The sequence below is a fragment of the Terriglobus tenax genome (assembly GCF_025685395.1).
Classification (GTDB): Bacteria; Acidobacteriota; Terriglobia; order Terriglobales; family Acidobacteriaceae; genus Terriglobus; species Terriglobus tenax.
Window position 1 is genome coordinate 1,602,944 of record NZ_JAGSYA010000004.1, and the last position, 25,322, is coordinate 1,628,265.

Sequence of the window (25,322 nt, forward strand, 5' to 3'; positions counted from 1 at the left end):
CAATCGTGAGACTCCTTTGGATTTCGGTCCCGTAAGGAGTTTTTCTATGAACTTTAAGATCTGGGCTTGTGCCTTTGTTTTAAGCGCGAATGCGATTGCCGTAACCCCCATGCATGCGCAGAATGCGTCAGAGCTGAACGCTCGTCTTTCCGCGGCGGCTCGGGTGGTCCGTGAGATTGAATCCGTCCCCGACGGCGGAATTCCGGATGCGATTGTGAGCAAAGCAAACTGCATTGCCGTGATTCCCAGCGTTAAGAAGGGCGCTTTCATCGTCGGAGCCTCCTATGGACAGGGCGTTGTGACCTGCCGCAACCAGGGCAAATGGAGCGCACCGGTGTTTATCCGCCTGGCGGGCGGAAGCTTCGGCTTCCAGATCGGCGGCCAGGCCACGGACCTCGTCCTGGTCGCGGTGAATGAAAAAGGGTTCCAGCACCTGCTGAACTCGAAGTTCAAGATCGGCGGAGACGCCTCCGCGGCAGCCGGCCCGGTGGGCCGCAATGCAGCGGTAGCAACAGACATTCTGCTGAATGCCGAGCTGCTGACCTACTCGCGCGCCAAGGGCCTGTTTGCCGGCATTGACCTCAACGGCGCAGTGATCTCACAAAATACCGACGATACCAACCTGCTGTACGGCGGCGGGGACAACTCCTACGAGAAGATCCTGAAGGGCGGAACGCCTGCTCCCCGCAGCGCACGGACCTTCGTGTCCACCGTCAGCCGCTACTTCCACTCCACACGCTAGAACCACTCGAAACGCAACAAAAAGCCTGCTCTGTGAGCAGGCTTTTTGTTGTCTGTTACACCTTTGCTTCCGCTACACCAATCAACTCTTTTTTTGCGGGCGCGGTGCTGGTCGGGTGTCCAGCATCCTGTTTGCCGCGGTCTTCGCCGCCGAGGACGCCATCGATAGTGTCGACGGAGAGACCTTCGCCGCCTGCCATCTCGGACTCGACCGGCTTCAGTCCGAAGCTGGACTGCCACGGGCCGCGCATATCCGTCTCGCCTTCGTCGCCGTCGCCTGTGGAGCCGTTGAAGTACTCATCCACAATGACCGGTGTCGGCTTCCGACGGCCAATGGAGAAAGGCTTCTTCTCCAGGCTTTCCAGGGCAGCCGTGAACGACTTCAGGTGGGTGATCTCGCGCGTCATCAGGAACTGCAGCGTGTCGATGGTGCCGGGGTCATCGGTGTGGTCGATCAGCCGTTCGTAGACAATCTTGGCCCGAGCCTCCGCCGCAATATTGCTGCGCAGGTCGACATCGATCTCGCCCGTGATCTTCAGGTAATTGGCTGTCCAGGCATTGCCCATCGAATCGAACAGGGCAACACCTCCGCCGCCGGCAATGGTGACCAGCGGATCGGCCTCCGCTGCCTCGCGATCGGTCTTCAGGTCGCGCAGATGCATGCGGATCAGGGTGCCGACCACCTCAAGGTGGCTTAGTTCCTCGGTGCCGATATCGAGCAAAAGGTCGCGGCGTGCAATGTCGTCGACGCAGTTCCAGCCCTGAATGGTGTACTGCATGGCGGCCGCCAGTTCTCCGTTGGCTCCGCCGAACTGCTCAAGCAGCATCCTGCCGAAGCGGACGTCCGGAGTGTCAATGTTGACGGTGTACATCAGCTTCTTGATGTGGTGATACATGGGGGAAATCCTCAGCTCTTTGGTATGCGTGCTGGCGGATGGGATGCAGGCGGACGGCTGGGAGCAGTAAGGGAGCGTGGAATTTCTGAGCCCGGAAACCTACCGTCCGGTGAGCTTGCGCCACAGGCGGCGGAGCCAGTTTTCCTGGGCGGTGGCGCTGGCGGTGAAATCGGGGGCGGCGACGTTGGGGTCGACGAAGTAGTCGCAGCACTCGGGGACGGCTCTCAGAATGCTGGGGTCGGCGCCGGCGTAGCGGTGGCAGCCGAAGTCCTGCTTTTGCAGGATCTGGATGGCCTGCTTGATCTCTTTTTTGCTGGAGGGCTGTTTGATCCAGCCGCAGTGGGGCTGGGAGATGTCGACCCAGTTCACCAGGTCCGGAGCGATGCTGTGCGGAATGCCACAGCCCAGGCATTCATTCTGAATGACATAGAAGTCTCCGGGAACGGAGCGCGGGTCGGCGGTGAAGCGGGGTTCCATGGGTGTAAGGAAAGATTAGTGGAAGCAAGAGCGGCGGTACACCCCGCCTCGCCGTCCTGATAAACTATCCGAGGCGGCAAATTCTGCCGATTTCCCCACACATTCAGTTTTCTAAGACAGGACCCACTTTACAGTGAGCAATACGACCGCGCAGACCATCCGCAATATCGCCATCATCGCCCACGTAGATCACGGCAAGACCACCCTGGTTGACGCCATGCTGCGCCAGAGCGGAACCTTCCGCGCGAATGAGGCTGTGGCCGAGCGCGTGATGGACTCCAACGAGCTCGAAAAAGAGCGCGGCATCACCATTCTGGCCAAGAACACGGCCGTGCAGTACACCGACCACTCGAAGATCAACATCGTCGATACCCCGGGCCACGCCGACTTCGGTGGTGAGGTAGAGCGCGCCCTGAAGATGGTCGACGGCGTCGTCCTGCTGGTCGACGCTTCGGAAGGCCCGCTGCCCCAGACCCGCTACGTGCTGGGCAAAGCGCTCGAAGCCGGTCTGCCTCCGATCCTTGTAATCAACAAGATCGACCGTCCCGACGCCCGTCCGCAGGAGGTTCTGAACGAGGTCTATGACCTGTTCATCGACCTGGATGCCGACGAGTCGCAGCTCGACTTCCCGGTCGTCTACACCAACGGCAAGCAGGGCACCGCCACCATGGACCTGGCCGAGCCCGGCACCGACCTGAAGCCGCTCTTTGAGACTGTCATCAAGACCATCCCGCCCGCCAAGGGCGACGCCGACGGCGCTCTGCAGATCCTGGTGACGAACCTGGACTACTCCGACTACCTGGGCCGCCTGGGCATTGCCCGCGTCTTCAACGGCACGCTGAAGACCGGCGACATGGTCAACGTCGCCAAGATCGACGGCAGCCTGAAGCCCGTGAAGATCACCAAGCTCTTCAGCTTCAACGGTCTGAAGCGCACCGACATCGAGCAGACCACCATCGGCGACATCGTCGCCGTAGCCGGCGTCGAAGGCATCACCATCGGTGAGACCATCACCGGCATCGAGAATCCGCAGCCGCTGCCGAAGATCGTCATCGACGAGCCGACCATTGCCATCCAGTTCTCGGTCAACAACTCGCCGTTCTCCGGCCGCGAAGGCCAGTACGTCACCAGCCGTAACCTGCGCGATCGCCTGGACCGTGAGCTGCTGACCAACGTTTCCATCCGCGTGGAAGAGACCGAGTCGCCGGACACCTTCAAGGTGCTGGGCCGTGGCGAACTGCAGCTTGCCGTTCTGATCGAAATGATGCGCCGCGAAGGCTACGAGCTGATGGTCGGGCGTCCGCAGATCGTCACCAAGCGCATTGACGGCGCCCTGATGGAGCCGGTGGAGTACGTGACCATCGACGTTCCGGAAGAGTTCTCCGGCACGGTGATCCAGAAGCTTGGACCGAGAAAAGGCGAGATGGTGAAGATGCACGGCCAGGGCCGTGTCCGCCTGGAGTTCAAGGTTCCGTCGCGCGGCCTGATCGGCCTGCGCAGCGAAATGCTGACCGAGACCCGCGGCACCATCGTCATGAACTCCATCTTCGACGGTTACACCCCATACCAGGGTGAGATTCCGCAGCGTCCTTCGGGCGCGCTGATCAGCGATCGCTCGGGCACCACCACCACCTACGCCCTGAACGGCCTGCAGGATCGCGGCGTTCTGTTCCTGGGCGACGGCGTGGAAGTGTACGAGGGCATGATCGTCGGCGAAAACTCGCGCGACAACGATCTGGACGTCAACGCGGTCCGCGAAAAGAAGCTGACCAACATGCGTGCCAGCTCGGCCGATGACGCCCTGCGCCTGGTGCCGTACAAGCAGCTCACGCTGGAGCAGTGCATTGAGTTCATCGCCGACGACGAGCTGGTCGAGGTGACCCCGAAGAGCCTGCGCCTGCGTAAGAAGGTGCTGCAGGCCAATAAGCGTCCTCGCCGCAACCAGAACGTTGAGTAGTAGGCTTACGTCTAAGACCTAAGTCACGGAGAGGCGATGGCAGTACAGCCGGAAGCAGCACACGAGGAAAGGCAGCATCACGATCGCCCGGCCCCCGTCTGGCTGCAGCGCATCTCGCTGTTCATCCTGGTGCTGTTCTGCGTGTACCTGGGTGTGCTGGTCATGGTTCTTCCCTGGTGGTCCCGCGTCTGGGACCACAATAACCTGTTCAATGCCTACCCCGCCGTTGGCGCTATTCTGCGCAACGGCGCGGTCAAGGGCTTGATCTCCGGCATCGGCCTGCTCGATATCTGGATCGGCATCAGCGAAGTGATCCAGTACCGGGATTATCGGGGATAATTCTCAGTGCACGGTTGTCAGTTCTCAGGTTTCAACTGAAACAGAGAACTGACAACTGCCTCCCGGTGCAAAATGGTTCCATGAGTCTTCGCCCGGAACCCGACGCGCTCGAAATTGCTTCCCTCGCTTACGAGAACCAGTCTTTTATCAACTCGCCGGATGGCCGCATCTTCCGCATTCTGGCCGAATACTCTGAGCCTCTGGCGCGTTTCCGTAAGGAACGTATCCAGGACACGGTCGTCTTCTACGGCTCGGCTCGCTTTGTCGGTATGGAGGCGGCCGAACACCAGATGCGGCTCCTGGAAAACACCGGATCCACCCAACTGGCCCCGGAAGAGGAACAACCCGCGCGCAGTGGGGATAAGACCCACAGCGACCTGAAGCAGAGCCGCGCCGACGCGGCCATTGAGATGGCCCGCTACTATGAGGATGCGCGCAAGCTGGCGCACATGATCTCCACTTGGGCCATGAAGCTGCCAGGACGGCGCAGCCGCTTTGTCATCACCTCCGGCGGTGGCCCCGGCATTATGGAAGCCGCCAACCGCGGAGCCTACGAGGCCGGGGCAAAAACCATTGGTCTGAATATCGTTCTGCCCTTTGAGCAGATGCCGAACCCCTACATCACGCCTGAGCTGAACTTCCAGTTCCACTACTTCTTCATGCGCAAGTTCTGGTTTGCGTATCTGGCCAAGGCGCTGGTGGTCTTCCCGGGCGGCTTTGGCACGCTGGACGAGATGTTCGAGGTGCTGACCCTGGCGCAGACCCACAAGCTGGCCAAACAGATCACGGTGGTCATCTATGGCCGCGACTACTGGTCGCAGGTCATCAACCTGGACACGCTGGTGGACAAGGGCGCAATCGCCGTCAAAGACCGCGACCTGTTCCAGTTCGCCGACACACCGGAAGAGGCCTTCCAGATTCTGACCGAGGGCCTGACAAAGAACCACCTGCAGCCGAAGGAACCCGCCGTCGCACCCACGGTGGAAGACCTGATGGGCCCGGATATCGCCAGTACCCGAGGCTAGTGGTGAGTTGCGTGTTCTGAGATGGGAGTGGACCCTGCATAACTCACAACTCACAACAGCTTTCTCAACGCCCTCGGCCCGGCCATCAAAAACCGGTAAATAATCAGCGGGATGTGCTGCAGGTCGTGGCCCAGCGAGTCGGCCTGGCCGTCGGTCAGGATCGCTCCCTGCTCCATGGCGAACCAGTTGAAGCCGGTCGACAGTGCCGCCAACAGAAAGCTTGCGATCAAACTCCCACGAATCTTCTGCGGTGATACCCACGTATGCACCACGTACTGCACCGCGATCAGGCCTGCGGGGATAAGAACCAGCATCACCAGCGCCGTCGCCCAGCGGGGCCGGGCGTCGCGCAGGCGCTGGATGATGGAGCCGAGAAATCCGCCCAGCCCTGCCGCAAAAGCAGCTTCGGTCAGCATGGCAAACCCGGCGTGTTCCGCGTCGGCGTGATGGTCTGAGATGAAGAAGATGGGTGCGCGCAGAGCGGCGCTGAACAGGGCCGCCTTCCAGTTCCACTCGCGCAGCAGATGTTGGCCCGGATTGCGGGCGATATCCACAATTGCGCCGGCAAGCGTGGTGGAAGGGAGCGTGGAAAGTTCCGTATCCGTGGTCATACCCGTACACAGCATAGACGCTGCACTGTTACGCTAGCTTGCATGAGGCCGCGCGTCGCCTATTTCCCCGATTCGTTTCACGAGGTTAACGGCGTCGCCCACACCAGCCGCAACTTCCAGGCCTTCGCCACCCGGCACCAGCTTCCCTTTCTCTGCGTGCGGGCCGGCTCACGCATTCCCGCCTACGAAAAGAACGGCAGTGTGGAAACGCTGGAGCTGAAGCGCAGCTTCGCCTCTGTTCCCATGGAACGCGACCTGGCCTTTGACACGCTGTTTCTACGCCACCTGAAGATGGTGCGTCTGCGCCTGCAAGAGTTCAAGCCCGACATTATCCACATTACTGGGCCCAGCGAGCAGGGCATCCTTGGCGCCATCTTCGCGTGGCGCATGGGCATTCCTCTGGCGGCAAGCTGGCACACCAACGTGCATGAGTACGCCGCCCGCCGCGCCGAGTGGCTAACGCGCTTCTTCTCGCCGCGCGCAAAGCAGGCCACCGAACAGACCGTGCAGGACGCCACGCTGAACGCCACCGCGCGCTTCTACCGGCTGGCCAAGGTGCTCTTCGCGCCCAATGACGAGCTGTGCGACCTGCTGGCCACCGCCACCGGCAAGCCCTGCCACCTGATGCAGCGTGGAGTGGAGACGGAGACCTTCTCTCCGGCGCATCGCACGCGTTCGCGCGAGGACAAGGAGTTTGTCCTTGGCTTCGTCGGCCGGTTGAGCGTGGAGAAGAACGTCGCCCTTCTGCCCGTGATTCAAAAGGCCCTGGAACAGCGCGGCATCACCAACTTCCGCTTTCTGGTCATCGGTCACGGAGCGGAAGAGCCCGCTCTCAAGGCCCTGCTGCCGCGCGCGGAGTTTCCCGGCGTGCTGAAGGGCGCGGCGCTGTCTGAGGCTTACGCGAATATGGATCTCTTCGTCTTCCCCTCGCACACGGACACCTTCGGCAACGTGGTGCTGGAGGCGCTGGCCAGCGGCGTACCAGCCATCGTGACGCCTGACGGCGGACCGAAGTACATTGTGCGCGACAACCAGACCGGCTTCATCGCTACAGACGACGGCTTCCCTGCCGCGATTGAACGCCTGCTGCGCGAGCCGGAGACCATGGCCCGCATGCAGACCTCCGCGCGCGAGTACGCCCTGCAGTGCAGTTGGGATGCGGTGTTTGAAAGAGTCTACTCAGCGTACAACGGCGTCCTTACACGTTAAGAGTTGCGAGGTGCGTGTTAGGCATTGCCAATGTCAGCTTTTACTTACAACTCTTAACTCACAACTAGTAGTGGATCTCCCCCACATACACCCCGAACGGCTCCAGCTTTACCTCGTCCAGGTTCATCGGTCCCATGCCGTAGTCGCTGCGCATCAGGCTGCGGAGGAACTGGCCGCGCAGGCCCAGTTTCTTGATCTCGTCCCGCAGATGCAGCACGACCGGCTTGTCGCTCAGGTTGCAGGCCACCACCACGGCGGGTGAGGTCGCGGTAACGCCCTGGTGCTTTCGCACCCATACCAGCGCGTTGTCCGCATCGTGATTCAGCAGGATCTGCTGGCCCTCCCGCATGGCGCGGCGGCTGCGGCGCAGGGCGATCAGGTCCTGGTACCACTTCCACAGGGACTGGTTGTCCTTCTGCTCAGCCTCGACGTTCACCGTCATGGACGACATGGGGATGGGCAGCCACGGCTTTGCTGCCCTGGTAAAACCAGACTGCGCGCCGCCATCCCACTGCATGGGGGTGCGTTCGCCGTCGCGGCCTTTTTCCTTCGGCCAGCCCAGCACACCAATGGGGTCCTTCACATCTTCCTTACGCTCCGGCGTGCTGGTGGACATGCCCAGTTCCTGGCCGTAATACATCAGCGACGACGAGCGCGAGGCCAGCAGGATGGTGGCCAGCACACGCGCAATCTCCTTGTTGTGCTTGCCGTCGCCGTAGCGGTCCCAACTGCGCGGGTTGTCATGGTTATCGAAGACCAGCAGGGGCGTGTTGCCATGTAACTGCGTCTGCGCGGCTTCCAGCTTCTGGCGGAAGGCGGCGGCGTCCAGCTTGTTGGTAAAGCCGACGCCGGTATCCATGGGAAGTTGCAGCTCGTCGTTGTGCAGCCCGTACCACTGGGCAAGATCAGCAGCGTCCTTCGTATAGACCTCACCGACCAGGAGACGCTGCCCCGGAGCGGCGTTGATGACCGAGCGCAGGTCGTGCAGCACGCCATGAATCTCCGGCAGGCGCGTCTGCAGGGATTTGTCGGTGTTCGGATCGCCGAACTCATTGGTCCCGTCCAGCACCTTCGCATCGGCCAGCGACTGATCCTCAAACAACGTGTCGATCGCATCCAGGCGGAAGCCGGCAACGCCGCGGTTCAGCCAGAAGCGTGCCACATCAAACATGGCCTGTTTTACCTGCGGATTGCGCCAGTTCAGGTCCGGCTGCTGCGGATAGAAGTAGTGGTAGTAAAACTGCCCGGACTTCGCATCATACTGCCACGCCGAGTGGCCAAAGAGGCTCTGCCAGTTGTTCGGCGGTGCGGGCTTGCCGTCGGCGCCCGTGCCTTTACCGTCGCGCCAGATGTACCAGTCGCGCTTGGCGTTGCTCTTGCTGGAAGCGGACTCGGTGAACCATGCGTGCTTGTCCGAGGTATGGTTCAGCACCAGGTCCATCAGCACACGGATGTTGCGGCGGCTGGCCTCCTGCACCAGGTTGTCGAAGTCTTCTATGGTGCCGTACTGCGGATCAATCGCGGTGTAGTCGCTGATGTCGTAACCGAAGTCGACCTGCGGCGAAGGATAGATGGGCGACAGCCAGATGGCGTCCACGCCGAGCGACTGCAGGTAGTCCAGCCGCTGGGTAATGCCCTTCAGATCGCCGATGCCGTCGCCGTTCGAGTCCTGGAAGCTGCGCGGATAAATCTCGTAGATGACGGCGTGCTGCCACCATGGATCGGAGGACATGCCCGAGCCCGCCCATCCCGGACGGGACAACATCTGTGCACCCGCGCTCACCGAACACGCCAGCGCGGCAACTGCCATCAAGCGGCGAAAAAAGACCATACTTTAGCAACCTTACTTTTGTTGGACGCAGGTTGCACGCCGGGCGTAGCCAAAGGAAATCAATTCGATACCCTGAGCGGCTGGGCAGCAGACCGCTGCTGCAGCGTGGCAAGCCGTGTATGGATGCGCTCGACCTCGCGCTGCGGCACGGGATCATCGCCCGTCGGCGGCTGCGCATAGAAGCTGACCAGGTGCTGCAGAACCGGAGCCGGTACAGGCTCGGCATCGGCTTTCAGATACTCGCCCAGCAGACGTTCATGCGTCTCGTCCGACAGTTTGTACTGCCCGAAGTGGATGGGCTCGCCGGTATCCAGGTTCATGCCGTCCAACTGCAGCGTCTGCGCGGAGATGGTGACGATGTGCGGCTGTGTTCCCGCGCCAAGCCGCTTCAGATAGACCGTGTAGCGGTCCACCGTCTGGTTGACGCTCTTCACGTAGCCATCCTGCTGCGCGGCGTTGGGGATGGTAGGCTTCAGAATTTTCAGAGGCCCGATCTTCGGCAGGATCTGCACCAGGAATGCGAGAAAGCGCGTGCCGAAGCCGGGCTTGGAATAATCGTGCCCCCAGTCCTTTTCAAACTCCGTGCGGCGCAGCCGGTAGATGTACTTCCGCTTGCTGAAACCGGGGTTCTCTTTCTCGATGTCCTTGGCGTAGGCCGTGGCGGCGACCCTCGTCATCTTCGGGATCAACTGCGAGACCGCGCCGCGATAGGTGTTGATCGCGTGGTCTTCATCATGCAGCAGGTTGGCCAGCTTCATGCCATAGGTCTCTTCAAAGGCGCGGTCCAAAAGGGCTTTTGAGACACGGAAACCGATGAAGTCGCGGTAGTTCTCCTGCGAGTAGCGGCCGTGCGCCACCTCCACCACATCAAAGCCAAACTCTGTGCGGATATGCTCGACCTTCGCCTGCTCGTAGGTCACCACGTTGCCGTACTTCTGCTTCAGCTTCGGGTTTTCGTCCGCCGTCAGGCGGTTCACGTACGGATGCCCCACGGAGTCTGCCGTGTAGTGCGCCAGAGCGCCCAGGGCAAACGCCATCTCGTCGGCGTTGGACGCGTCATTCACCAGCGCCTGCACAAATGCGCCGGTCCGCACATAGTGCAGCAGGTCCGAGTAAAACTTGTTGCCGAAGGGATAATAGCCAAGGTCCTGGATCAGGCAACCGCCGTAGGCGTAAGAATGGGCCTCACGCAACTGGTCCGCCGTCAGCCCCGGATAGCGCGCCTGCAACAGCGGAACAAGGTAGGGTGTCCATGCCATGTCCACCACCTCCTCGTGCGACAGCACGGAGTAGGCGTGAGCGCGCAACGGCGCAAGCAACAGCAGGCAGACGACGAGTGCCATCCGCTGAAGTGAGGTCAGCAGCGTCATGAGTTTCCCTCTCTTTCAGATGCGGAAAAACAAAAGTGCGGCCAGATGGACAACAAAATCCTGCCACGGATATTCCAACCAGAACGGAGGTGTCCGTATGTCCCCTCATAAACTGCTTTCGTTTGCTTCTGTCCTCGCGATATCGACCATAGGGCTGGCGCAGGGCCGCTCGTCCAATGGCATGGCGACGCAGTCCACATCCACCCAGGTGCAGCAGAACACGCAGGCGCAGATGCAGGGCGAACGTGCCCCGGCTCAGGCCGCGACCGCCACCCAGGTCGACGCCGAACTGAAGTCCGCCATCGACTCAAAGAAAGCCAAAACCGGCGACCAGGTCATCGCGGTTACACGGTCGCAGGCAGTGCTGAACAACGGCGCCACACTGCCCAAAGGCACCACGCTGCTGGGCCATGTCACAGATGCCTCCGCCTACTCAAAGGCCACCGGACAGGGCTCAGTAAGCTTTCTGTTCGATCAGGCCCGGATGAAAGACGGCAACATTGTGCCGATTCACGCGATGGTGCGCAGTCTGAAGCCATCCGCCATGGCGGCCTCGCATATGGACTCATCCACCGACATGGACGCCATGGCCCCTACCCCTAACCCGGCCCTGAACGCCGGAGCTGGCGCCAGCCCCGCCGCCGGAGGCGTGGTGGGCGGTGCGGGACGTGCCGTCGGAGGAGTCACCAATGGAGCGGTGGACTCCGCCGGATCGATGGTGGGCCGCACCGGGCGGCTTGCCAATGACACGGTTGGCGGCGTGGGCAGCGCTGCCGGCAATGTTTCTGCCGCCGGGACGGCAGGCGTCGATGGCTCTGTAATGACGGCTGTTCCGGGCGTGATGCTTTCCGGAGCAACCGGCACCAGCGCCTCGGGAACCGTCTCCACCAAGGGCAGCAATGTTCGCGTGGAGAGCGGAACCCAGATGACGGTTGGCGTGATGTCGCGCTAATCCGTTTGCTTTGTTCTGCATCGGTCTGCCGCGGCAAATTCCGGGCGAAGTCTGTCGCCGCGGCAGGCAACACACCTCTGGGAATCTTGATCTCAGTACGGCTGGAGGTGCACTATGCGTTGGAAATTTCTCCCCGTTGTTCTGATTGCGTCCGCCGCGGCCATAGCGCAGACACCAGCCCCCGCGAACGCCCCTTCCCCACAAGCCACCGCTCCCAGGACATTGCAGGCTGGTCCAGTGACCGCTGACCTGAAGTCCAGCCTGGACTCCAAGAAGGCGAAGCAGGGCGACCCGGTGACCGCCGTTGTAAACGCCGATGCCAGCCTGCCGGATGGCACCAGGCTGCCGAAAGGGACCACTCTGAATGGCTGCGTCACCGAAGTCGCCGCCTATGATAAGAAAGCGGGCAGCGCCGTCGGCTCCGTGACGGTGGTGTTTGATGAAGCCAAAACGAAGGACGGCACCGTAACTCCCATCGTCTCCATGGTGCGCGAGCTGAAGCCGTCGCCGATGGCGCAGTACATGGCCAGCCAGGGTGGCGGCACTCCGGCTGATCCTTCGGCCATGGCTCCCTCCTCATCGTCCGCGCCTTCCGGTGCCGGATCCAGCGGTGCGGGCAGCTCTGCTGGTGCGGCCCCGGCTGCGAATATGCCTGCGGCCAGCATGCCCTCTGCAGCGGCTTCATCCTCTGACGTAGCGAAGAAGGAAGCCGCCGAAGCTCCGGCGGGCGCAGTGCAGACTGCAATTCCCGATGTTGTTCTGGCTCCGCCGGCAAATGCTTCCGCCTCCGGAACGATCGCGTCCAACGGGAAAAATGTTCACGTCGATGGCGGTTCCCAGTTGATGCTGGCCGTCGCCGTTCGCCCGCAGCAGCCCGCGCAATAACCCTCACGTGACAGATACGGCCCTGGGGCCACGGCATTTCATAGTTTGACGGCTGTGCCGTGGCCTCTATACTCAAGTCACGTTTCCAGATGGGTATACTTCAGACCAGCCAGTTCAAGATGCCGGCGCTCCAGAATTACCTTCTGGATCACGCCTACGACGAGATGTTCGCTTCCGCTGAGGCGCTGCATCCCCATTATCAGTTGCTGCTGAACCACTTCACCTCGCTGCCTCCCGCGGAACTCCAGCGCAGGAAGCAGGCAGCCGATCTCTCCTTCCTGAACCAGGGCATCACCTTCACGGTGTATGGCCGCGAGGAAGGCACCGAGCGTATCTTCCCCTACGACATGCTGCCGCGCATTATCACGGCGCAGGAGTGGGAGACCGTGGAACGCGGCCTGACGCAGCGCATCACCGCGCTGAACCTGTTTCTGAAAGACATCTACAACGAGGGCCGCATCCTGGCCGACGGCATCGTTCCGCGCGAGGTGGTCTATAGCTGCAAGCAGTTCCGCCGCCAGATGGTGGGCCTGCAGGTGCCGCGCAACGTCTACATCGCCGTGACAGGGACAGACCTGATCCGCCTGGAGAACGGCGAGTTCGTCGTTCTGGAAGACAACCTGCGTGTGCCCAGCGGCGTGAGCTACATGCTCACCAACCGGCGCGTGATGAAGCGCATCTTTCCGCAGCTTTTCCGCAGCTACAACGTACGCCCCATTGAGCAGTACACGCAGCTTCTGCTCAGCACACTGCGTTCGCTTGCACCGGAGGGCCGGTCCGAAGAGCCGAACATCGTTCTGCTCACTCCCGGTGTCTTCAACTCCGCTTATTACGAGCATGCGTACCTTGCCCGCCAGATGGGCATTGAGCTGGTGGAAGGCCGTGACCTGGTCACGCATGACAACGTCGTCTATATGCGGACAACCAACGGCCTGCGCCGCGTCGACGTGATCTACCGCCGCGTGGATGACGACTTCATCGATCCGCTGGCCTTCCGTGGAGACTCGATCCTCGGCGTCGCCGGGCTCTTCAATGCCTACCGTGCCGGCAACGTGACGCTGGCCAATGCCTTTGGCACCGGCGTCGCCGATGACAAGGCGCTGTATGCCTACGTACCGGACATCATCAAGTACTACCTGAGCGAAGAACCCGTGTTGAAGAACGTGGAGACCTTCCTCTGCGCCCGCGAGAAGGACCGCAAGCATGTGCTGGCGAACCTGGATAAGTTCGTGGTGAAGGCCGTGGGCGAGAGCGGCGGCTATGGCATGCTGGTCGGCCCGCAGTCCACCGCGGCGCAGCGCGAAGAGTTTGCCCGCCGCATCGAAGCCGACCCGCGCAATTACATCGGCCAGCCGACCATCAGCTTCTCCCGCGCGCCCTGCATGTTTGACGACCAGTTGGAGCCGCGCCACGTCGACCTGCGCCCGTATGTTCTTTATGGCGACAAGGTCAGCATCGTGCCCGGCGGCCTGACCCGTGTTGCACTGCGCAAAGGCTCGCTCGTCGTGAACTCGTCGCAGGGCGGCGGCAGCAAAGATACCTGGGTACTGAGCTAAGGAGACAGTATGCTATCCCGCGTCGCAGACAGCCTCTACTGGATGAGCCGCTACCTTGAGCGCGCCGAGCACACCACTCGCCTGCTCGATGTGAATCTGAACCTGATGCTCGACGAGTCCTCCAACGGAGCCGACCGCCGCTGGCAGCGTATGCTGACGGCCCTGGGAAGCCCTGAGAATGCGGTGTGGGAAGGCGACCCCTACAAGCTCTCGCACGCGCTGACCTTCGAGACCGCGAATCGTACCTCGATCCTCTCCTGCATCATCGCCGCGCGCGAGAACTCGCGCCATGTGCGTGAGCAGATCTCTACCGAGATGTGGCACCGTCTCAACTCGCTGTACCTCGCCGTCACACGGCCTGAAATGCATAACGATATGCATGCCGAAGCCCTGATCAACGGCAACCAGGAGCCAGGCGAATTCCTGCAGTCCGTCATGGAGGCTGTTCACCAGTTCCAGGGCGTTACCGACTCCACCATGAGCCACGGAGAGGGCTGGCACTTCATCCAGGTGGGCCGCTACATTGAACGTGCCTCGGCCACGGCCATCCTGCTGGAGGCGTATCATCAGGATCTGTGGAGGCACCCGGAGCGCATTCCCGAGGGGCATGAGTACCTGGAATACATGGGACTGCTGCGCAGCGCCACGGCATTTGAGGCCTATTGCAAGGTCTACACCGCCGACCTCACGCCCGAACGCATTCTCGAATTCCTTCTGCTGGATGAAGATTTTCCGCACTCGCTGCGGTTTTCCATCGACAGCCTGGTCACCGCTCTGGACGCCATCCAGCAGGTCAGCGGCAAATCGCGCGCGGAAAAGCTGATGCGCATTGCAGGCCGCCTGCAGGCAAGCCTGCATTACTCCGGCGTGGAAGAGATTCTGCGGCTGGACGTCGTCAGCTACCTGCGCGAAATCCTGAGCCAGTGCAATGACATTCATTGCGCCATCTACGAACTGTACGTCGACTACTCCATCCAAACAGCACTCGCCGGATAAGGCGCCGAAGAAGGAACCGCGATGTACTATTCCGTCCGACACCTTACGAAGTTTCTCTACAGCGACCCGGTCAGCGAGTCCATCATGGAAACGCGCATGCACCCGCGCTCTGACTCTAACCAGCGTTGCCTGAACTTTCAGCTCTCGGTCACGCCGCGCTGCCGTGTCTTCAGCTATCGCGACCATCTGGCGAACCACGTCCATCACTTCGATATTCCGGGGCAGCACAAACAACTGGTCATCGTCGCAGAGTCGCTGGTAGAGGTGGCGCCAACACCCATGATTCCCGCCTTCTTGGCGCCCGATGCATGGAAAGAGCTGGACTTCATGATCGAGCAGGGCGACTACTGGGAGATGCTCTTCCCCAGCGAGTTTGCAGCTCCCTCCAAGGCCCTGGATGACCTGGCCGAGAACCTGGAAGTCACCCGCCGCGACGATCCGCTGCAGGTGCTGCATGAGTTGAACGAACGGCTCTACAAGTACTTTGACTACAAGCCGAAGTCCACCAAGGTGGACTCGCCGATTGACGTCGCTCTGAACAGCCGCATGGGCGTCTGCCAGGACTTCGCGCACATCATGATCACGCTGGTGCGCAGCAAACTGGGCATTCCCTGTCGCTATGTCTCCGGCTACCTGTATCACGGCAACGATGACCGCGACCGTTCGGTCTCAAGCGCCACGCACGCATGGATTGAGGCGCTGGTGCCGCAGCTTGGCTGGGTGGGCTTTGACCCCACCAACTGGCTGATCGCCGGTGACCGCCATATCCGCACCGCCATCGGTCGCGACTACTCCGACGTTCCTCCGACCCACGGCATCTTCCGCGGCCTGGCCAACTCTGACCTCACCGTCGCCGTGCGCGTGACGCAAAGCGAGGGCACGCCATCGCTGGACCAGGAACTGCCGGTGCCGGAAGACTGGTCCATTCTGGTGGAAAAAGCACAGGAGCCGCCACCGCCGCTCAACACCATACAGATTCAGCAGGCGCAGCAGCAGCAGTAAGGTGGCTGGTTTGCCCTATTGGGAAACCGAGAAGTCGTAGACCACGTCGGCAAAGGTCGTGACTGTTTTGGGCAAAAAGACAATGCCGTATTCTCCGGGCTTGAGCGCAGCGTTCGGTGTGACCTTCAGCCAATGACCGTTCTCTACCTCGACCTTGGTGATCGCAACCTCATTCACCTGCCGCTTCAACGAACCACCGAAGACATTATTTGAGAAGCGAACGGCAATTCGAGCATCTTTAGTCGGTTCAAGAGACAGGAGGCTAACGCGATTTTTGACAGTTTCGGGATCATCATTCCCCAGGCGAACATAAATCGCTTCGAGCTTGCCCGTAAGTTTCGTCGCAGCCGTTGGCCCTTCGAGAAGGTAAGAGCGCTTCTGGTTCGCATAGACCATGGCGCGCGCAAAGTTTCCGCCAGCCTGAGAGTTATAACCAGGCTCTGACGCATGCAGCACGGTCGTGACCTGGTCGTTCCCCACGGACGAGACAAGAAACACAGCACCAGTCTCTGGAAAGCTAATTTTGTTAGGTGCCGACTGGGAGAGGCTGTTGCAGGCAGCAATCAGAATGAGACAAAGGCCAAGGGCAAATTTTCTCAACATGCGGAAAGCCTAACATCGAGAAATACCGATGCGGCCGATTTTTCTTGGATAGCTACTCCTCTCTGTAGGCAGAGAAATCGATGGAACCCGACTTTTATTCATCATCCGTAGCCAAGCGAGAATTTTAATTCTCCCGTTGGTTTTCAGTCTTATCTTTGCATTGATAACAAGCAACGGAGCGTTGATGGCTAAACTCATGCGCCGCTTTCTCATTACTCTCTTTCTCTCCACCTCCGCCCTGTGCGCCACGCCGAACGCGGCGAAGATGGACCGCGATCTGTCCGAGGTCTCCGTCACAAAGCTGCACCAGCTTTATCGTGCGCGCATCTACACCGTGCGACAGGTCACGGAGTGGTATCTCGCGCGCATCGACACGTACAACCCCACCTACAAGCCCATTCTTGAGTTGGATCGTGCCGGAGCGCTCAAACGCGCCGATGCGGAAGATACCGCAGCGAAGACGCCAGCAGCCCTGGCCGCAAAGCTGAAGTCGGAGCCGCTGTGGGGTGTCCCCATCGTCATCAAGGCCAACACCAGCATTGCGGGCCTGATCACCAGTGACGGTTGGACCGGCTTCCTGCAGCCCGGTCAGGAACTGATCGCGCCCCGCGATGCGCAGATCATCGCGCACTTCAAGGCTGCCGGTGCCGTAATCCTGGGTCACACCAACATGCCCGACTTCGCCGCCAGTGACACCAACAACAGCAGCGCGGGCGGTCGAACGGGCAACGCCTACAACGTGCGCTACTCCCCGGGAGGATCTTCCGGCGGTACTGCGACCGCCGTCGCCGCAAACTTTGCCGTGCTGGGCCAGGGAACCGATACCTCGAACTCGATCCGTAATCCTGCTTCCACTGATTCGCTGGTCGGCTTTCTCCCAACGCGCGGTCTTGTCAGCATCGCCGGCATTGCTCCCTTTGACTGGCTGCTGGACGATACCGGCCCGCTCGCCCGCAATGTCACGGATGCAGCCCTTGCGCTGGAGGTGATGGCCGGTGAGGACACGCTGGACGGCCGAACCGCCGGCTCCGCGGCCAAGGAGCCACCCCACTTCACCCAGTATCTGAAGCCCGGCGCTCTGAAGGGCAAGCGTTTCGGCGTTCCCGGCTTCATCGTCAACGCGCAGGGTGCAACCCTCAGCGCAACCGGAGCGACGCGATCGCTCACCCTGCGGCCAGAGACGCTGGCGGCCTTCCGCAAGGCCATCGAAGGCCTGCGCGCAGCCGGTGCCACCATCGTTGAAGATGACAGCATTTTGCCCACCGGCTTTGAGACGCTGGTGCGCGCCATCAGCACCGCGCCCTATCGCGCCGAAGGGTTTGAAGATTTTCTGCGGGACTTTGGACCCGCCACCTACAAGACACCCGCGGAGTTTGAAAAGGCCACCGGGCAGAAGCTTCCGGGTTTCCTTCTGGGACAAGGCCGCGGCAACGCTCCGGCAACACCGCAGCGCCGCCTGGAAGACGATCCGAAAGCAAAGGAGACATTCTGGGAACCGCAGGCAAAGGCCCTGGCCGCTTATAACGCTGACCTGGAACGTCTCCATCTGGATGGCATGGTATATCCGGCCCTGCAGATGCCGCCAAACGATGAGCTTGGCCCTCAGCCCGGAGGTGGTCCATCGATCGGGCCACATAGCAATACAGGCTGGGTGAATCGTATCGGGGTTCCCGCTGTCGTAGTCCCGGGGGGCTTCTACGAGAACGGGCTGCCTTTCGGCCTGGAGATCAGCGGCAAGGCATGGCGGGATGGTGAGCTACTCGGCTACGCGTACGCGTATGAGCAGGCTACGCATCACCGCCATTCCCCTGTTCTTCTTAGGAAGGAGTAACACTGGTTTGAAATCGAATTTCCTGGGGTAAGGATTATTTCGATTGAAACCGCATGTGGACACGGCCGCAACGGCGACATCTCCACGGTTTGAGCCCCACAAATGAGGCGATGATCTCAAATAACCCGCTCGGCGGACGGCGCTCCAGCGCGACCCCCGGGCAGTTCGTACATTCCATACTGCTCATAACGTTCGCGTACACACTCCAAGGGGGAAGTCTCCTATTCAACCGAGACAGAAAACAAGCAAAATCCTGCAAAGGGGAAACACAGCTTTGATGGGATCGAAGTACGATATCCGACTCCTCAAAAGCCATCTCTTATAGATATCAGGGAATTGCGCTTCTTTGACTTTTAGAAAAGAAATCGGCGCGATTGGTTGCTTACTTTCGTGTAAACAAAATGCACTTCAGGAATTTTCCTGTGTTCGCAAGTAACTTCCCCAGCCTGTTCTCCGCGCCTCTTTGTAGAGCGCGTTCCGCTTTCGGACAGATTCGTGAACCATGCTTCCGTCCGCCCTGCACAACTTCAGTTCGATCAGGCCATGGCTCATCTCCGGCCTCGTCAGTACCCTCGCGCTTACCGGTTCCGTACGCGGCGTGCGGCTCATTGCCAGGTAAAGGAACTTCTCGTCCTCCCACGGCACATCGCCTTGCTTGACCAGCCGGTGCATGCGGCTACGCTCCACGCGCGCTGCAAAGTGGCACCAGTCGGGAGAGGCCAGGGGACACGGCGCGGCGTGCGGACAAGGAGCCAGTACATGCGCTCCAGCGGCCAGCAGCGCGGAACGCGCCTCCAGAATCCGCTGCCAGCCCGCTGGTGTTCCCGGTTCCACCAGCAGAAGAACTCCACCGGTAGCAGCCCACAGCTTTGCGACAAGAGTTCGCCGAGTCTCCGGCGCAAGCTCTGACAAAACGTAGGCGCAGGTAACCAGGTCAAAGCTGCCTTCCATGGCCGTGGTGGCCAGGTCAGCGGCGCGCCATTCGGCAGCAATGCCGGAGGCGTCCACCAGCGGCTCGCCTGCCTGGCGGATAGGCCCGCTGCCTTCCAGAAGGAGGGCTTTTACAAGCGACGGCCATAGCTCTCCAGCGGCCAGGACGGCCGTTCCGGGGCCGCTGCCGGCGTCCAGTTGCGTAACCGGAGCAAAGCCTGGCAGAAGTTCGGCGACCTCATCCATAGCCATGCGAACCGCCGCAAAGGTCGCTGGAAAACGCACGGCAAGGTACGCGGAAGCGGTCAAATCGTTGCTTAAATGGGCGCTTTTGGTGGCTGTTTCGGCTCGGTAGCGAGTGGAAAGCGACTCGGCTGCCTGCTGCAACTGCTTCAGCGGCACCCCCTGCAGGCGGTTTTCCACCGCTTCACGGATCTTGGCAGATAGCTGCATCTTGTTGAAAAATGGGGGCTCGGCAGTTTTCCCCTGGTCGGACCAGGTAATAGCCGGAAAGTTGCATTGCTGCCGCCCCTGCACCCACCTACGATGAAGGACGTATATGAGCCGCGAAATTTCCTCCACCAATGAGCATATCCCGATGAAAGGTGGGCTTGCCCGGGCGCTTGAACGCGGCGAGCTGGCGATCCACTTTCAGCCGAAGATTGATATGAAACCCGCGGACGGCTCCGCTGGGCTGGTGGTTGGTTATGAAGCACTGTTGCGATGGCAGAGCCCGATTGTGGGCTCCATTTCTCCTGGCGACTTCCTCTCCTGGGCTGAGCGCAGCAATGAAGTTCGCACCGTGGGCTACTGGGTGGCCGATCAGTCGCTGAAGCAGCTTGCCGCATGGCGCACCAGCGGACTGGCCACGCCGTACACACGCATGTCCATCAACCTGCTGGGCCGCCAGTTGAACGATCCTCTGCTGCTGGATGAACTCCTTGCCGCAGTGGAGCGCTACGGGCTGAAGCCTGACGACCTGGAGCTTGAGGTCACCGAAGCCACGCTGGATGAAGAGACCGCCGGTCTGGACGCTCTGCGCCTCCTGAAGGAAGCGAGCTTCCGCATTCACCTGGACGACTTTGGCGCGGGCTACAGCTCGCTGAGCTACCTGCACCGCTTCCCCTTCGACTGCGTCAAGATTGACCGCACAGTGGTCGCAGACATGGACCGGGAATCGCAGAGCCTGTCGCTGACCAAAACAGTCGTCGCCCTGGGACACAAGCTGAAGCTGGAAGTGATTGCCGAAGGCGTGGAGACCGCCGAGCACGTAAGCATGCTGCTGGAGATGGGCTGCAACCTGGGCCAGGGCTTCTACTTTGCCCGTCCCATGCCCGCAGTCGCCATTGAGCGCTGGCTGCTGGCTGAGCCTGCACAGCAGACGGCGTAAAATCGCCCCATGTCCCGAACTCCTTCCACCATGGTGGCGCTGGGCACCGTTGCCCCGCCGTTTGAGCTAACCAACGTGGTCACCGGCAAGGCTGTTGGCCGTGACGATGTCGCCGCCGGCGTCAAGGGTCTGCTGGTGATGTTTGTCTGCCCCCACTGCCCCTACGTGAAACATGTGGAAGCCGAACTTGGCCTGATTGGCCGGGATTACGAGGGCCTGATCGGCATCGTCGCCATCAACTCCAACGACGTAAGCCAGTATGCCGAAGATGGCCCCGAGCACATGCAGCAGCAGGCAAAGCTCCATGGCTGGAACTTCCCTTACCTGTACGACGAGTCGCAGGAGGTAGCCCGCAGCTACGACGCTGCCTGCACTCCCGACTTCTTCCTGTTCGACGCAGAGATGAAGCTGGTCTATCGCGGCCAGTTGGACGACAGCCGTCCCCGCCGCAAGGACTTTGGCAATGACCTTCCTGTCACCGGCAAAGACCTGCGTGGGGCCATGGACCTGGTGCTCGAAGGCAAAACACCCAGCCCGGAACAGAAGTTCTCCATCGGCTGCAATATCAAGTGGAAAATGGTTGGCTAGACAGTCCGTTGCCCCATTCTTCCCACAGAGAAGAATGGGGTTGAGGTGCCATGATCACAATTCGCCCCATTGAACTTCACGACGCGGCCATCGCCGCGTCACTGGCGGAAGAGCTTGGATATCCTTCCACCGAGGCCATCATGGAAGCCCGCATCCGCCGCCTGACCGCCTCGGCGGGCCACGCCGTCTTCGTCGCCGAAGAGAACGGCATCGTACTTGGATGGATTGACCTCTCGGTCGAACAACATCTGCAATCCGAACCCCGCGCCCGCATCGGCGGCCTGGTGGTGAGTGAAGCTGCGCGCGGTCAAGGCATCGGTGCCATGCTGTGCCGCCGCGCCGAAGACTGGGGCCGCGAGCTGGGCCTGGCAAAGATCATGCTCACCAGCCGTGCGACCCGCGAACGTGCCCACGCTTTCTATGAGCGCGACGGCTACCAGCGCGTGAAGACTTCGCTGGTCTTCGAGAAGACCCTCTAACCTCAGAAGCGGACTTCCGGAACCACACGGCTCATCTCATTGCGATAGCTCGCCAGCGCCAGCGCAGGAAAGTACATCCGGTACAGGTGATAGCTCAGGTAGAAGACATTGGGGAATCCCGTTCCGGTTGTGAGAGCTTCGTCCCAGTTGCCATCCGCGCGCTGGCCGGCCTGCAGCCATGCGATGCCCCGTTGCACCTGCGGGCTGTGGGTCTTACCTGCAGCCATCAGTCCCAGCAGCGCCCATGCGGTCTGCGTGGGTGTGCTTTCGGCTGCGATGAAGCGATCCACTTCGTAGCCAGTGCAGCTCTCGCCCCATCCGCCATCTTCGTTCTGCACACTCGCAAGCCAGTTGGCGGCGCGCTGCACGGCGCTGTGGGCGCGCGCATCGCCGGTGGCAACCAGACCGCGAATGGCAAGGAAGCTGCCGTAGACGTAGTTCACACCCCAGCGGCCGTACCAGCTTCCGTTCTGCTCCTGCGTTGTGAGCAGATACTGGATGCCACGCGCAATGGCGGGGTGTTTATAGCTGAGCCCGCGCCGGCTTAGTGCCTCCAGCACGCGACCGGTAATGTCGGCGCAGGTGGGGTCAAGCATCGCGTTGTGGTCCGCGAACGGCACCTTGTTCAAAAGCTGCCAGTCATTGTCCACATCAAAGGCCGCCCATCCACCGTCTGCCGACTGCATGCCCAGCAGCCAGTCGATGGCGCGCTGTTCCGCGCGCTGCTGTTTGGCGGCATCACTGGCCTTCGCGTGCTGCAGGGCAAGCAGCACCATCGCGGTGTCGTCGATGTCCGGATAGAAATCGTTGGCGAACTCAAAGGCCCATCCGCTTGGGCGCAGGTTCGGCCGCTTTGCGGACCAGTCTCCTTTGCGGCGTACCTCTTTGGCCAGCAGCCAGTCAGCGGCGCGCGTCATCGCGGCCTGGTCCATCTCGCCTACCTGGCCCAGGGCAAAGGCAGCGATGGCCGTATCCCACACGGGCGACTTGCAGGGCTGAAACTCGATGGAGTCCTCATGCTCCAGCAGCAGCTCCTCAAAGTGACGCATGGCCTCTTTCATGTCCGGCTGATCGCGCTCGTAGCCAAGAGCATCCATCGCCATCACCGCATACATCATGGCGGGATAGATCGCTCCCAGGCCGTCGGAGTGCTGCAGGTGCTCCAGCATCCAACGCTCGGCGGCGGCAATGGCGCGGCCACGGATCTTCTGAATGCCTCTGCGCTCCCAGTGCTTCAAAAGCTTGTCGGCGCGCAGGAAGAGCTCAGAGGTGATGTCTTTGCGCGGCATGGTGATCGGCGTGCCGGGATAGACCAGTTCGTTGAGCGTCATACCTTCGGGAGCCGGACGGGACGCCCCAAGACCCTGGATGATGGAGAGCGGCACGATGATGGTGCGCGTCCACGAAGACATCTCATACAGAAAGCTGCCCGGCACGATCAGTATCTCCGCCGGTACCGTCGGTACAAACTCGCGCGGAAACAGTCCGAAGAGACTCAGGTTGATCTTTGTATAGCTGTTGCAGGCCTGCAGACCGCCCAGCTCGTGGATGCGCTCGCGGGCTGCGCGCATGCGGGAGGAGTCAACCTCTTCCCCGAGTATCTTCAACGCCGTGTACGCCTTCACTGTGGCATTCACATTGGCGTTGCCCTGCAGGAACATGTTCCAGCCGCCATCGGCAAGCTGGGAGTCTTTCAGATAGCGCACCAGCTTCGCCATGCGCTCCGGTTCCGGCGGCGTCCAACCCTGGCCCTGCTGCGGAGGATGCAGCCACAACTGCAGCAGTACGTAGTCGGAAGCCAGTGTGGAGTCCGCGGTCAGGTCGCCGCACCAGTAGCCGTCCTCCTGCTGTTTGTGGAGCAGCGCATCCGTGGCGCGGAAGAGCGTCTGCTCCAGCCTCGCCATCGACTGCTGGTCGATCTCCGCGGTCTCGCGTTCCAGCTCAAGACTGCCGGGACGTATCAGTGCAGGGATGGAGCTGCCGAACTGCTCTCTCATCTATCGCTTCTTTCTCGCTTGCTTGCCGCGCTTCGCTGCAGGGGTACTGTCTTCAGGTACGCACATGCGCTTCAGGCGTTCCATAATTTGTTCGCGGCGCTCGCCGGTACAGACGTTGTCATCCAGGCGAAACAGCTCGGTATACCAGAGGCCGTCCACCGCCAGGCGCACGATAGTAGCAGTGATGGGATCAAGACCGTCGTTGTCCAGCACAGCCTGCCAACGGGCATAGGCCTGCCGCATGGGCTCCATCAGCTTCATGTCGGTCGAGGCTGCCGCAAGGGCTGAAGCGAAGATATCCAGACGGTCCGGGGAAAGCCCCGCGTCCGCAGCCCAGCGGCCCTCAAGCGAGGCCAGCAGAAAGGCCTGGGTGTTGCGCCCCGGACCTTCCGGCAGAGTGGCCTTCGCCGCGTCCACATCGCGGTCAAAGTATTCAATGGTGCGGGCCACAAGGCCGGCCACCAGTTCTTCTTTTGAGGGGAAATGGTAGAGCAGACCGCCTTTGCTGACCTTTGCCTTTTCGGCGACGCGGTCGAGGGTCAGCTGCTGCGAACCCTCGTTGCGGATCAACGTTTCGGCGCTCTTCAGAATCGAGTCACGCTTGCTCATGTCCTGCCCAGTATACCGTCCAGACGGTACAACGGTGCAGCAGGCACCCAGAAGCAGTTACACCGATACCGCGGGAAAGAATCCCGGCGTCCCGGTCATGCGGTACGCAAACCGTGCCGTGGTTCCGGGTGTCAGCGGTTCTTTCACCTTCTCCGGAAGCGTCAGGCTGCTCTGATACGCCCGCAGCGACTCGCCGCCAAAGACGTCAATCTCCGTCATCAGGTGCAACCGCCAGTGCTCCTCCGCCTGCGGAATCACCATCTCCACCGCAGCCGGAGCAACGCGTTGCCGCTGCCCGATGCGATAGAGCTCGCCGACAAAGATTCTCCCCGGCAATTCGGAGCTCTTGCCTTCCAGCGCCTGGTTCTCCGCCCTCTGGCTGAGCATCTCCGCAGTGACGCGGATCTCTTCCGGGAGAAAGAGGCCGCCTTCGCGCAACTGCGGCAGCAGATGCAGCATGATGGGGACCTGTGTTTCGTTCTTCAGGGCGCGCAGCATCGTCTCCGACAAAATGGCGTGCGTCTCCGGATGGACATGGTGCCGGGTCGCGTCGCCGGTATGCATCTCCCCCAGGTACCCGGTGATCCCCAGCCCAGCGTACAAAGCCTGGATTGCGTCGATCGATTCCTGGTGAATGTCCAGCATGTCGAAGACGACTTCGTCCTCGCGAAAGAGCACCGTCAGCGGTGTCAGCAGCGTTGCATAGGGACCTGTGCCCGCATAAAGAATACGAATCCGTTCCCCGGGAAATCTTTGCTGTAAATGGCGGACGGCTTTCACAATGCCACGCAGAAAGACCGCTGTCCGCTGGAAATCCATCAGACACGCCGCAGCCGAAGCAGCGCTGATGGCCTTCCCCGAAGGAAGCAGACTGTCCTGAAAACGGTTCAGGTCGAAGCCCGAAATTCCGGTCAGTTCCTGATAAATCGCGTGCCACCGATGCACGCCCTCGCGGATCTCGCCATAGGACTCCGGCTTGTGAAGGATGATCTGGAGGACCTCAGCCAATGCTCCCTTGTTGCTCACCATGCCACGAATCGTAAACGAG

The 25,322-nt window shown here is 61.0% G+C and carries 24 protein-coding genes; 14 read left to right on the top strand and 10 right to left on the bottom strand.

Annotated features, from left to right (window positions below; genetic code table 11):
• Positions 1 to 46 precede the first annotated feature (46 nt).
• The gene (locus OHL13_RS12100) at positions 47 to 742 is read left to right on the top strand and encodes a lipid-binding SYLF domain-containing protein (protein WP_263410378.1); all 696 of its coding nucleotides are present in this window, start codon (positions 47 to 49) and stop codon (positions 740 to 742) included.
• A 55-nt stretch (positions 743 to 797) separates the two neighbouring features.
• On the opposite strand, the gene OHL13_RS12105 is transcribed toward OHL13_RS12100, so the two are convergent.
• A complete protein-coding gene (locus tag OHL13_RS12105; protein WP_263410379.1) occupies positions 798 to 1,637 on the bottom strand; it encodes a manganese catalase family protein in 840 nt (279 codons plus the stop codon).
• 99 nt (positions 1,638 to 1,736) lie between these two features.
• Entirely contained in the window at positions 1,737 to 2,114 is a 378-nt protein-coding gene (locus OHL13_RS12110; RefSeq protein ID WP_263410380.1) for a hypothetical protein, read from the bottom strand.
• 133 nt (positions 2,115 to 2,247) lie between these two features.
• Between OHL13_RS12110 and typA the strand changes: the two genes are divergently transcribed.
• The 3 genes from typA (at position 2,248) to OHL13_RS12125 (ending at position 5,435) form a co-directional block, all read left to right on the top strand.
• The gene (typA, locus tag OHL13_RS12115; protein ID WP_263410381.1) at positions 2,248 to 4,071 is read left to right on the top strand and encodes a translational GTPase TypA; all 1,824 of its coding nucleotides are present in this window, start codon (positions 2,248 to 2,250) and stop codon (positions 4,069 to 4,071) included.
• A 36-nt stretch (positions 4,072 to 4,107) separates the two neighbouring features.
• Positions 4,108 to 4,410: a hypothetical protein gene (locus OHL13_RS12120; RefSeq protein WP_263410382.1), complete on the top strand. Its 303-nt coding sequence runs from the start codon at positions 4,108 to 4,110 to the stop codon at positions 4,408 to 4,410.
• A gap of 80 nt (positions 4,411 to 4,490) precedes the next feature.
• Positions 4,491 to 5,435: an LOG family protein gene (locus OHL13_RS12125; RefSeq protein WP_263410383.1), complete on the top strand. Its 945-nt coding sequence runs from the start codon at positions 4,491 to 4,493 to the stop codon at positions 5,433 to 5,435.
• A gap of 50 nt (positions 5,436 to 5,485) precedes the next feature.
• On the opposite strand, the gene OHL13_RS12130 is transcribed toward OHL13_RS12125, so the two are convergent.
• Complete coding sequence (locus OHL13_RS12130) at positions 5,486 to 6,061, bottom strand: hypothetical protein (protein ID WP_263410384.1); 576 nt, start codon at positions 6,059 to 6,061, stop codon at positions 5,486 to 5,488.
• Between the two features lie 27 nt (positions 6,062 to 6,088).
• On the opposite strand from OHL13_RS12130, the gene OHL13_RS12135 reads away from it, so the two are divergent.
• Positions 6,089 to 7,255: a glycosyltransferase gene (locus OHL13_RS12135; protein WP_263410385.1), complete on the top strand. Its 1,167-nt coding sequence runs from the start codon at positions 6,089 to 6,091 to the stop codon at positions 7,253 to 7,255.
• A 64-nt stretch (positions 7,256 to 7,319) separates the two neighbouring features.
• Here OHL13_RS12135 and OHL13_RS12140 read toward each other — a convergent pair whose 3' ends face one another.
• Positions 7,320 to 9,086 carry a glycoside hydrolase family 13 protein gene (locus OHL13_RS12140; RefSeq protein WP_263410386.1) on the bottom strand — a complete coding sequence of 589 codons (1,767 nt, stop codon included), beginning with the start codon at positions 9,084 to 9,086 and terminating at the stop codon, positions 7,320 to 7,322.
• A 59-nt stretch (positions 9,087 to 9,145) separates the two neighbouring features.
• On the bottom strand, positions 9,146 to 10,456 hold the full coding sequence (locus tag OHL13_RS12145) for a zinc dependent phospholipase C family protein (RefSeq protein WP_263410387.1): 1,311 nt from the start codon (positions 10,454 to 10,456) through the stop codon (positions 9,146 to 9,148).
• 97 nt (positions 10,457 to 10,553) lie between these two features.
• Here OHL13_RS12145 and OHL13_RS12150 point away from each other — a divergent pair, with 97 nt between their 5' ends.
• The 5 genes from OHL13_RS12150 (at position 10,554) to OHL13_RS12170 (ending at position 15,847) form a co-directional block, all read left to right on the top strand.
• Positions 10,554 to 11,408, top strand: coding sequence for a hypothetical protein (locus OHL13_RS12150; protein WP_263410388.1), 855 nt, complete (start codon positions 10,554 to 10,556; stop codon positions 11,406 to 11,408).
• A 114-nt stretch (positions 11,409 to 11,522) separates the two neighbouring features.
• Complete coding sequence (locus OHL13_RS12155; protein WP_263410389.1) at positions 11,523 to 12,293, top strand: hypothetical protein; 771 nt, start codon at positions 11,523 to 11,525, stop codon at positions 12,291 to 12,293.
• An 89-nt stretch (positions 12,294 to 12,382) separates the two neighbouring features.
• A complete protein-coding gene (locus OHL13_RS12160; RefSeq protein ID WP_263410390.1) occupies positions 12,383 to 13,849 on the top strand; it encodes a circularly permuted type 2 ATP-grasp protein in 1,467 nt (488 codons plus the stop codon).
• A gap of 9 nt (positions 13,850 to 13,858) precedes the next feature.
• Positions 13,859 to 14,845: an alpha-E domain-containing protein gene (locus OHL13_RS12165; protein WP_263410391.1), complete on the top strand. Its 987-nt coding sequence runs from the start codon at positions 13,859 to 13,861 to the stop codon at positions 14,843 to 14,845.
• Positions 14,846 to 14,866: 21 nt separating this feature from the next.
• A complete protein-coding gene (locus tag OHL13_RS12170) occupies positions 14,867 to 15,847 on the top strand; it encodes a transglutaminase family protein (protein WP_263410392.1) in 981 nt (326 codons plus the stop codon).
• Positions 15,848 to 15,862: 15 nt separating this feature from the next.
• Here OHL13_RS12170 and OHL13_RS12175 read toward each other — a convergent pair whose 3' ends face one another.
• Positions 15,863 to 16,450 carry a hypothetical protein gene (locus OHL13_RS12175; RefSeq protein WP_263410393.1) on the bottom strand — a complete coding sequence of 196 codons (588 nt, stop codon included), beginning with the start codon at positions 16,448 to 16,450 and terminating at the stop codon, positions 15,863 to 15,865.
• Positions 16,451 to 16,634: 184 nt separating this feature from the next.
• Here OHL13_RS12175 and OHL13_RS12180 point away from each other — a divergent pair, with 184 nt between their 5' ends.
• Positions 16,635 to 18,281: an amidase gene (locus tag OHL13_RS12180; RefSeq protein WP_263410394.1), complete on the top strand. Its 1,647-nt coding sequence runs from the start codon at positions 16,635 to 16,637 to the stop codon at positions 18,279 to 18,281.
• 408 nt (positions 18,282 to 18,689) lie between these two features.
• Here the strand turns inward: OHL13_RS12180 and OHL13_RS12185 are convergent, their stop codons facing one another.
• The gene (locus OHL13_RS12185) at positions 18,690 to 19,664 is read right to left on the bottom strand and encodes a small ribosomal subunit Rsm22 family protein (RefSeq protein ID WP_263410395.1); all 975 of its coding nucleotides are present in this window, start codon (positions 19,662 to 19,664) and stop codon (positions 18,690 to 18,692) included.
• 106 nt (positions 19,665 to 19,770) lie between these two features.
• On the opposite strand from OHL13_RS12185, the gene OHL13_RS12190 reads away from it, so the two are divergent.
• The 3 genes from OHL13_RS12190 to OHL13_RS12200 are packed head-to-tail and all read left to right on the top strand — an operon-like array spanning position 19,771 to position 21,668.
• Positions 19,771 to 20,601, top strand: coding sequence for a putative bifunctional diguanylate cyclase/phosphodiesterase (locus tag OHL13_RS12190; protein WP_263410396.1), 831 nt, complete (start codon positions 19,771 to 19,773; stop codon positions 20,599 to 20,601).
• Between the two features lie 9 nt (positions 20,602 to 20,610).
• Positions 20,611 to 21,189 carry a thioredoxin family protein gene (locus OHL13_RS12195; RefSeq protein WP_263410397.1) on the top strand — a complete coding sequence of 193 codons (579 nt, stop codon included), beginning with the start codon at positions 20,611 to 20,613 and terminating at the stop codon, positions 21,187 to 21,189.
• A gap of 50 nt (positions 21,190 to 21,239) precedes the next feature.
• Positions 21,240 to 21,668 carry a GNAT family N-acetyltransferase gene (locus OHL13_RS12200; RefSeq protein ID WP_263410398.1) on the top strand — a complete coding sequence of 143 codons (429 nt, stop codon included), beginning with the start codon at positions 21,240 to 21,242 and terminating at the stop codon, positions 21,666 to 21,668.
• A 2-nt stretch (positions 21,669 to 21,670) separates the two neighbouring features.
• On the opposite strand, the gene shc is transcribed toward OHL13_RS12200, so the two are convergent.
• From shc to OHL13_RS12215, 3 genes are read right to left on the bottom strand one after another with little or no spacing between them, the layout of a single operon-like run.
• Positions 21,671 to 23,665, bottom strand: a complete 1,995-nt coding sequence (shc, locus tag OHL13_RS12205; RefSeq protein ID WP_263410399.1) for a squalene--hopene cyclase — start codon at positions 23,663 to 23,665, stop codon at positions 21,671 to 21,673.
• Positions 23,666 to 24,274 (bottom strand): TetR/AcrR family transcriptional regulator, encoded by a 609-nt coding sequence (locus OHL13_RS12210; protein ID WP_263410400.1) that lies wholly within the window; start codon positions 24,272 to 24,274, stop codon positions 23,666 to 23,668.
• 57 nt (positions 24,275 to 24,331) lie between these two features.
• Positions 24,332 to 25,282, bottom strand: a complete 951-nt coding sequence (locus OHL13_RS12215; RefSeq protein ID WP_263410401.1) for an SAM-dependent methyltransferase — start codon at positions 25,280 to 25,282, stop codon at positions 24,332 to 24,334.
• Positions 25,283 to 25,322: the final 40 nt, after the last annotated feature.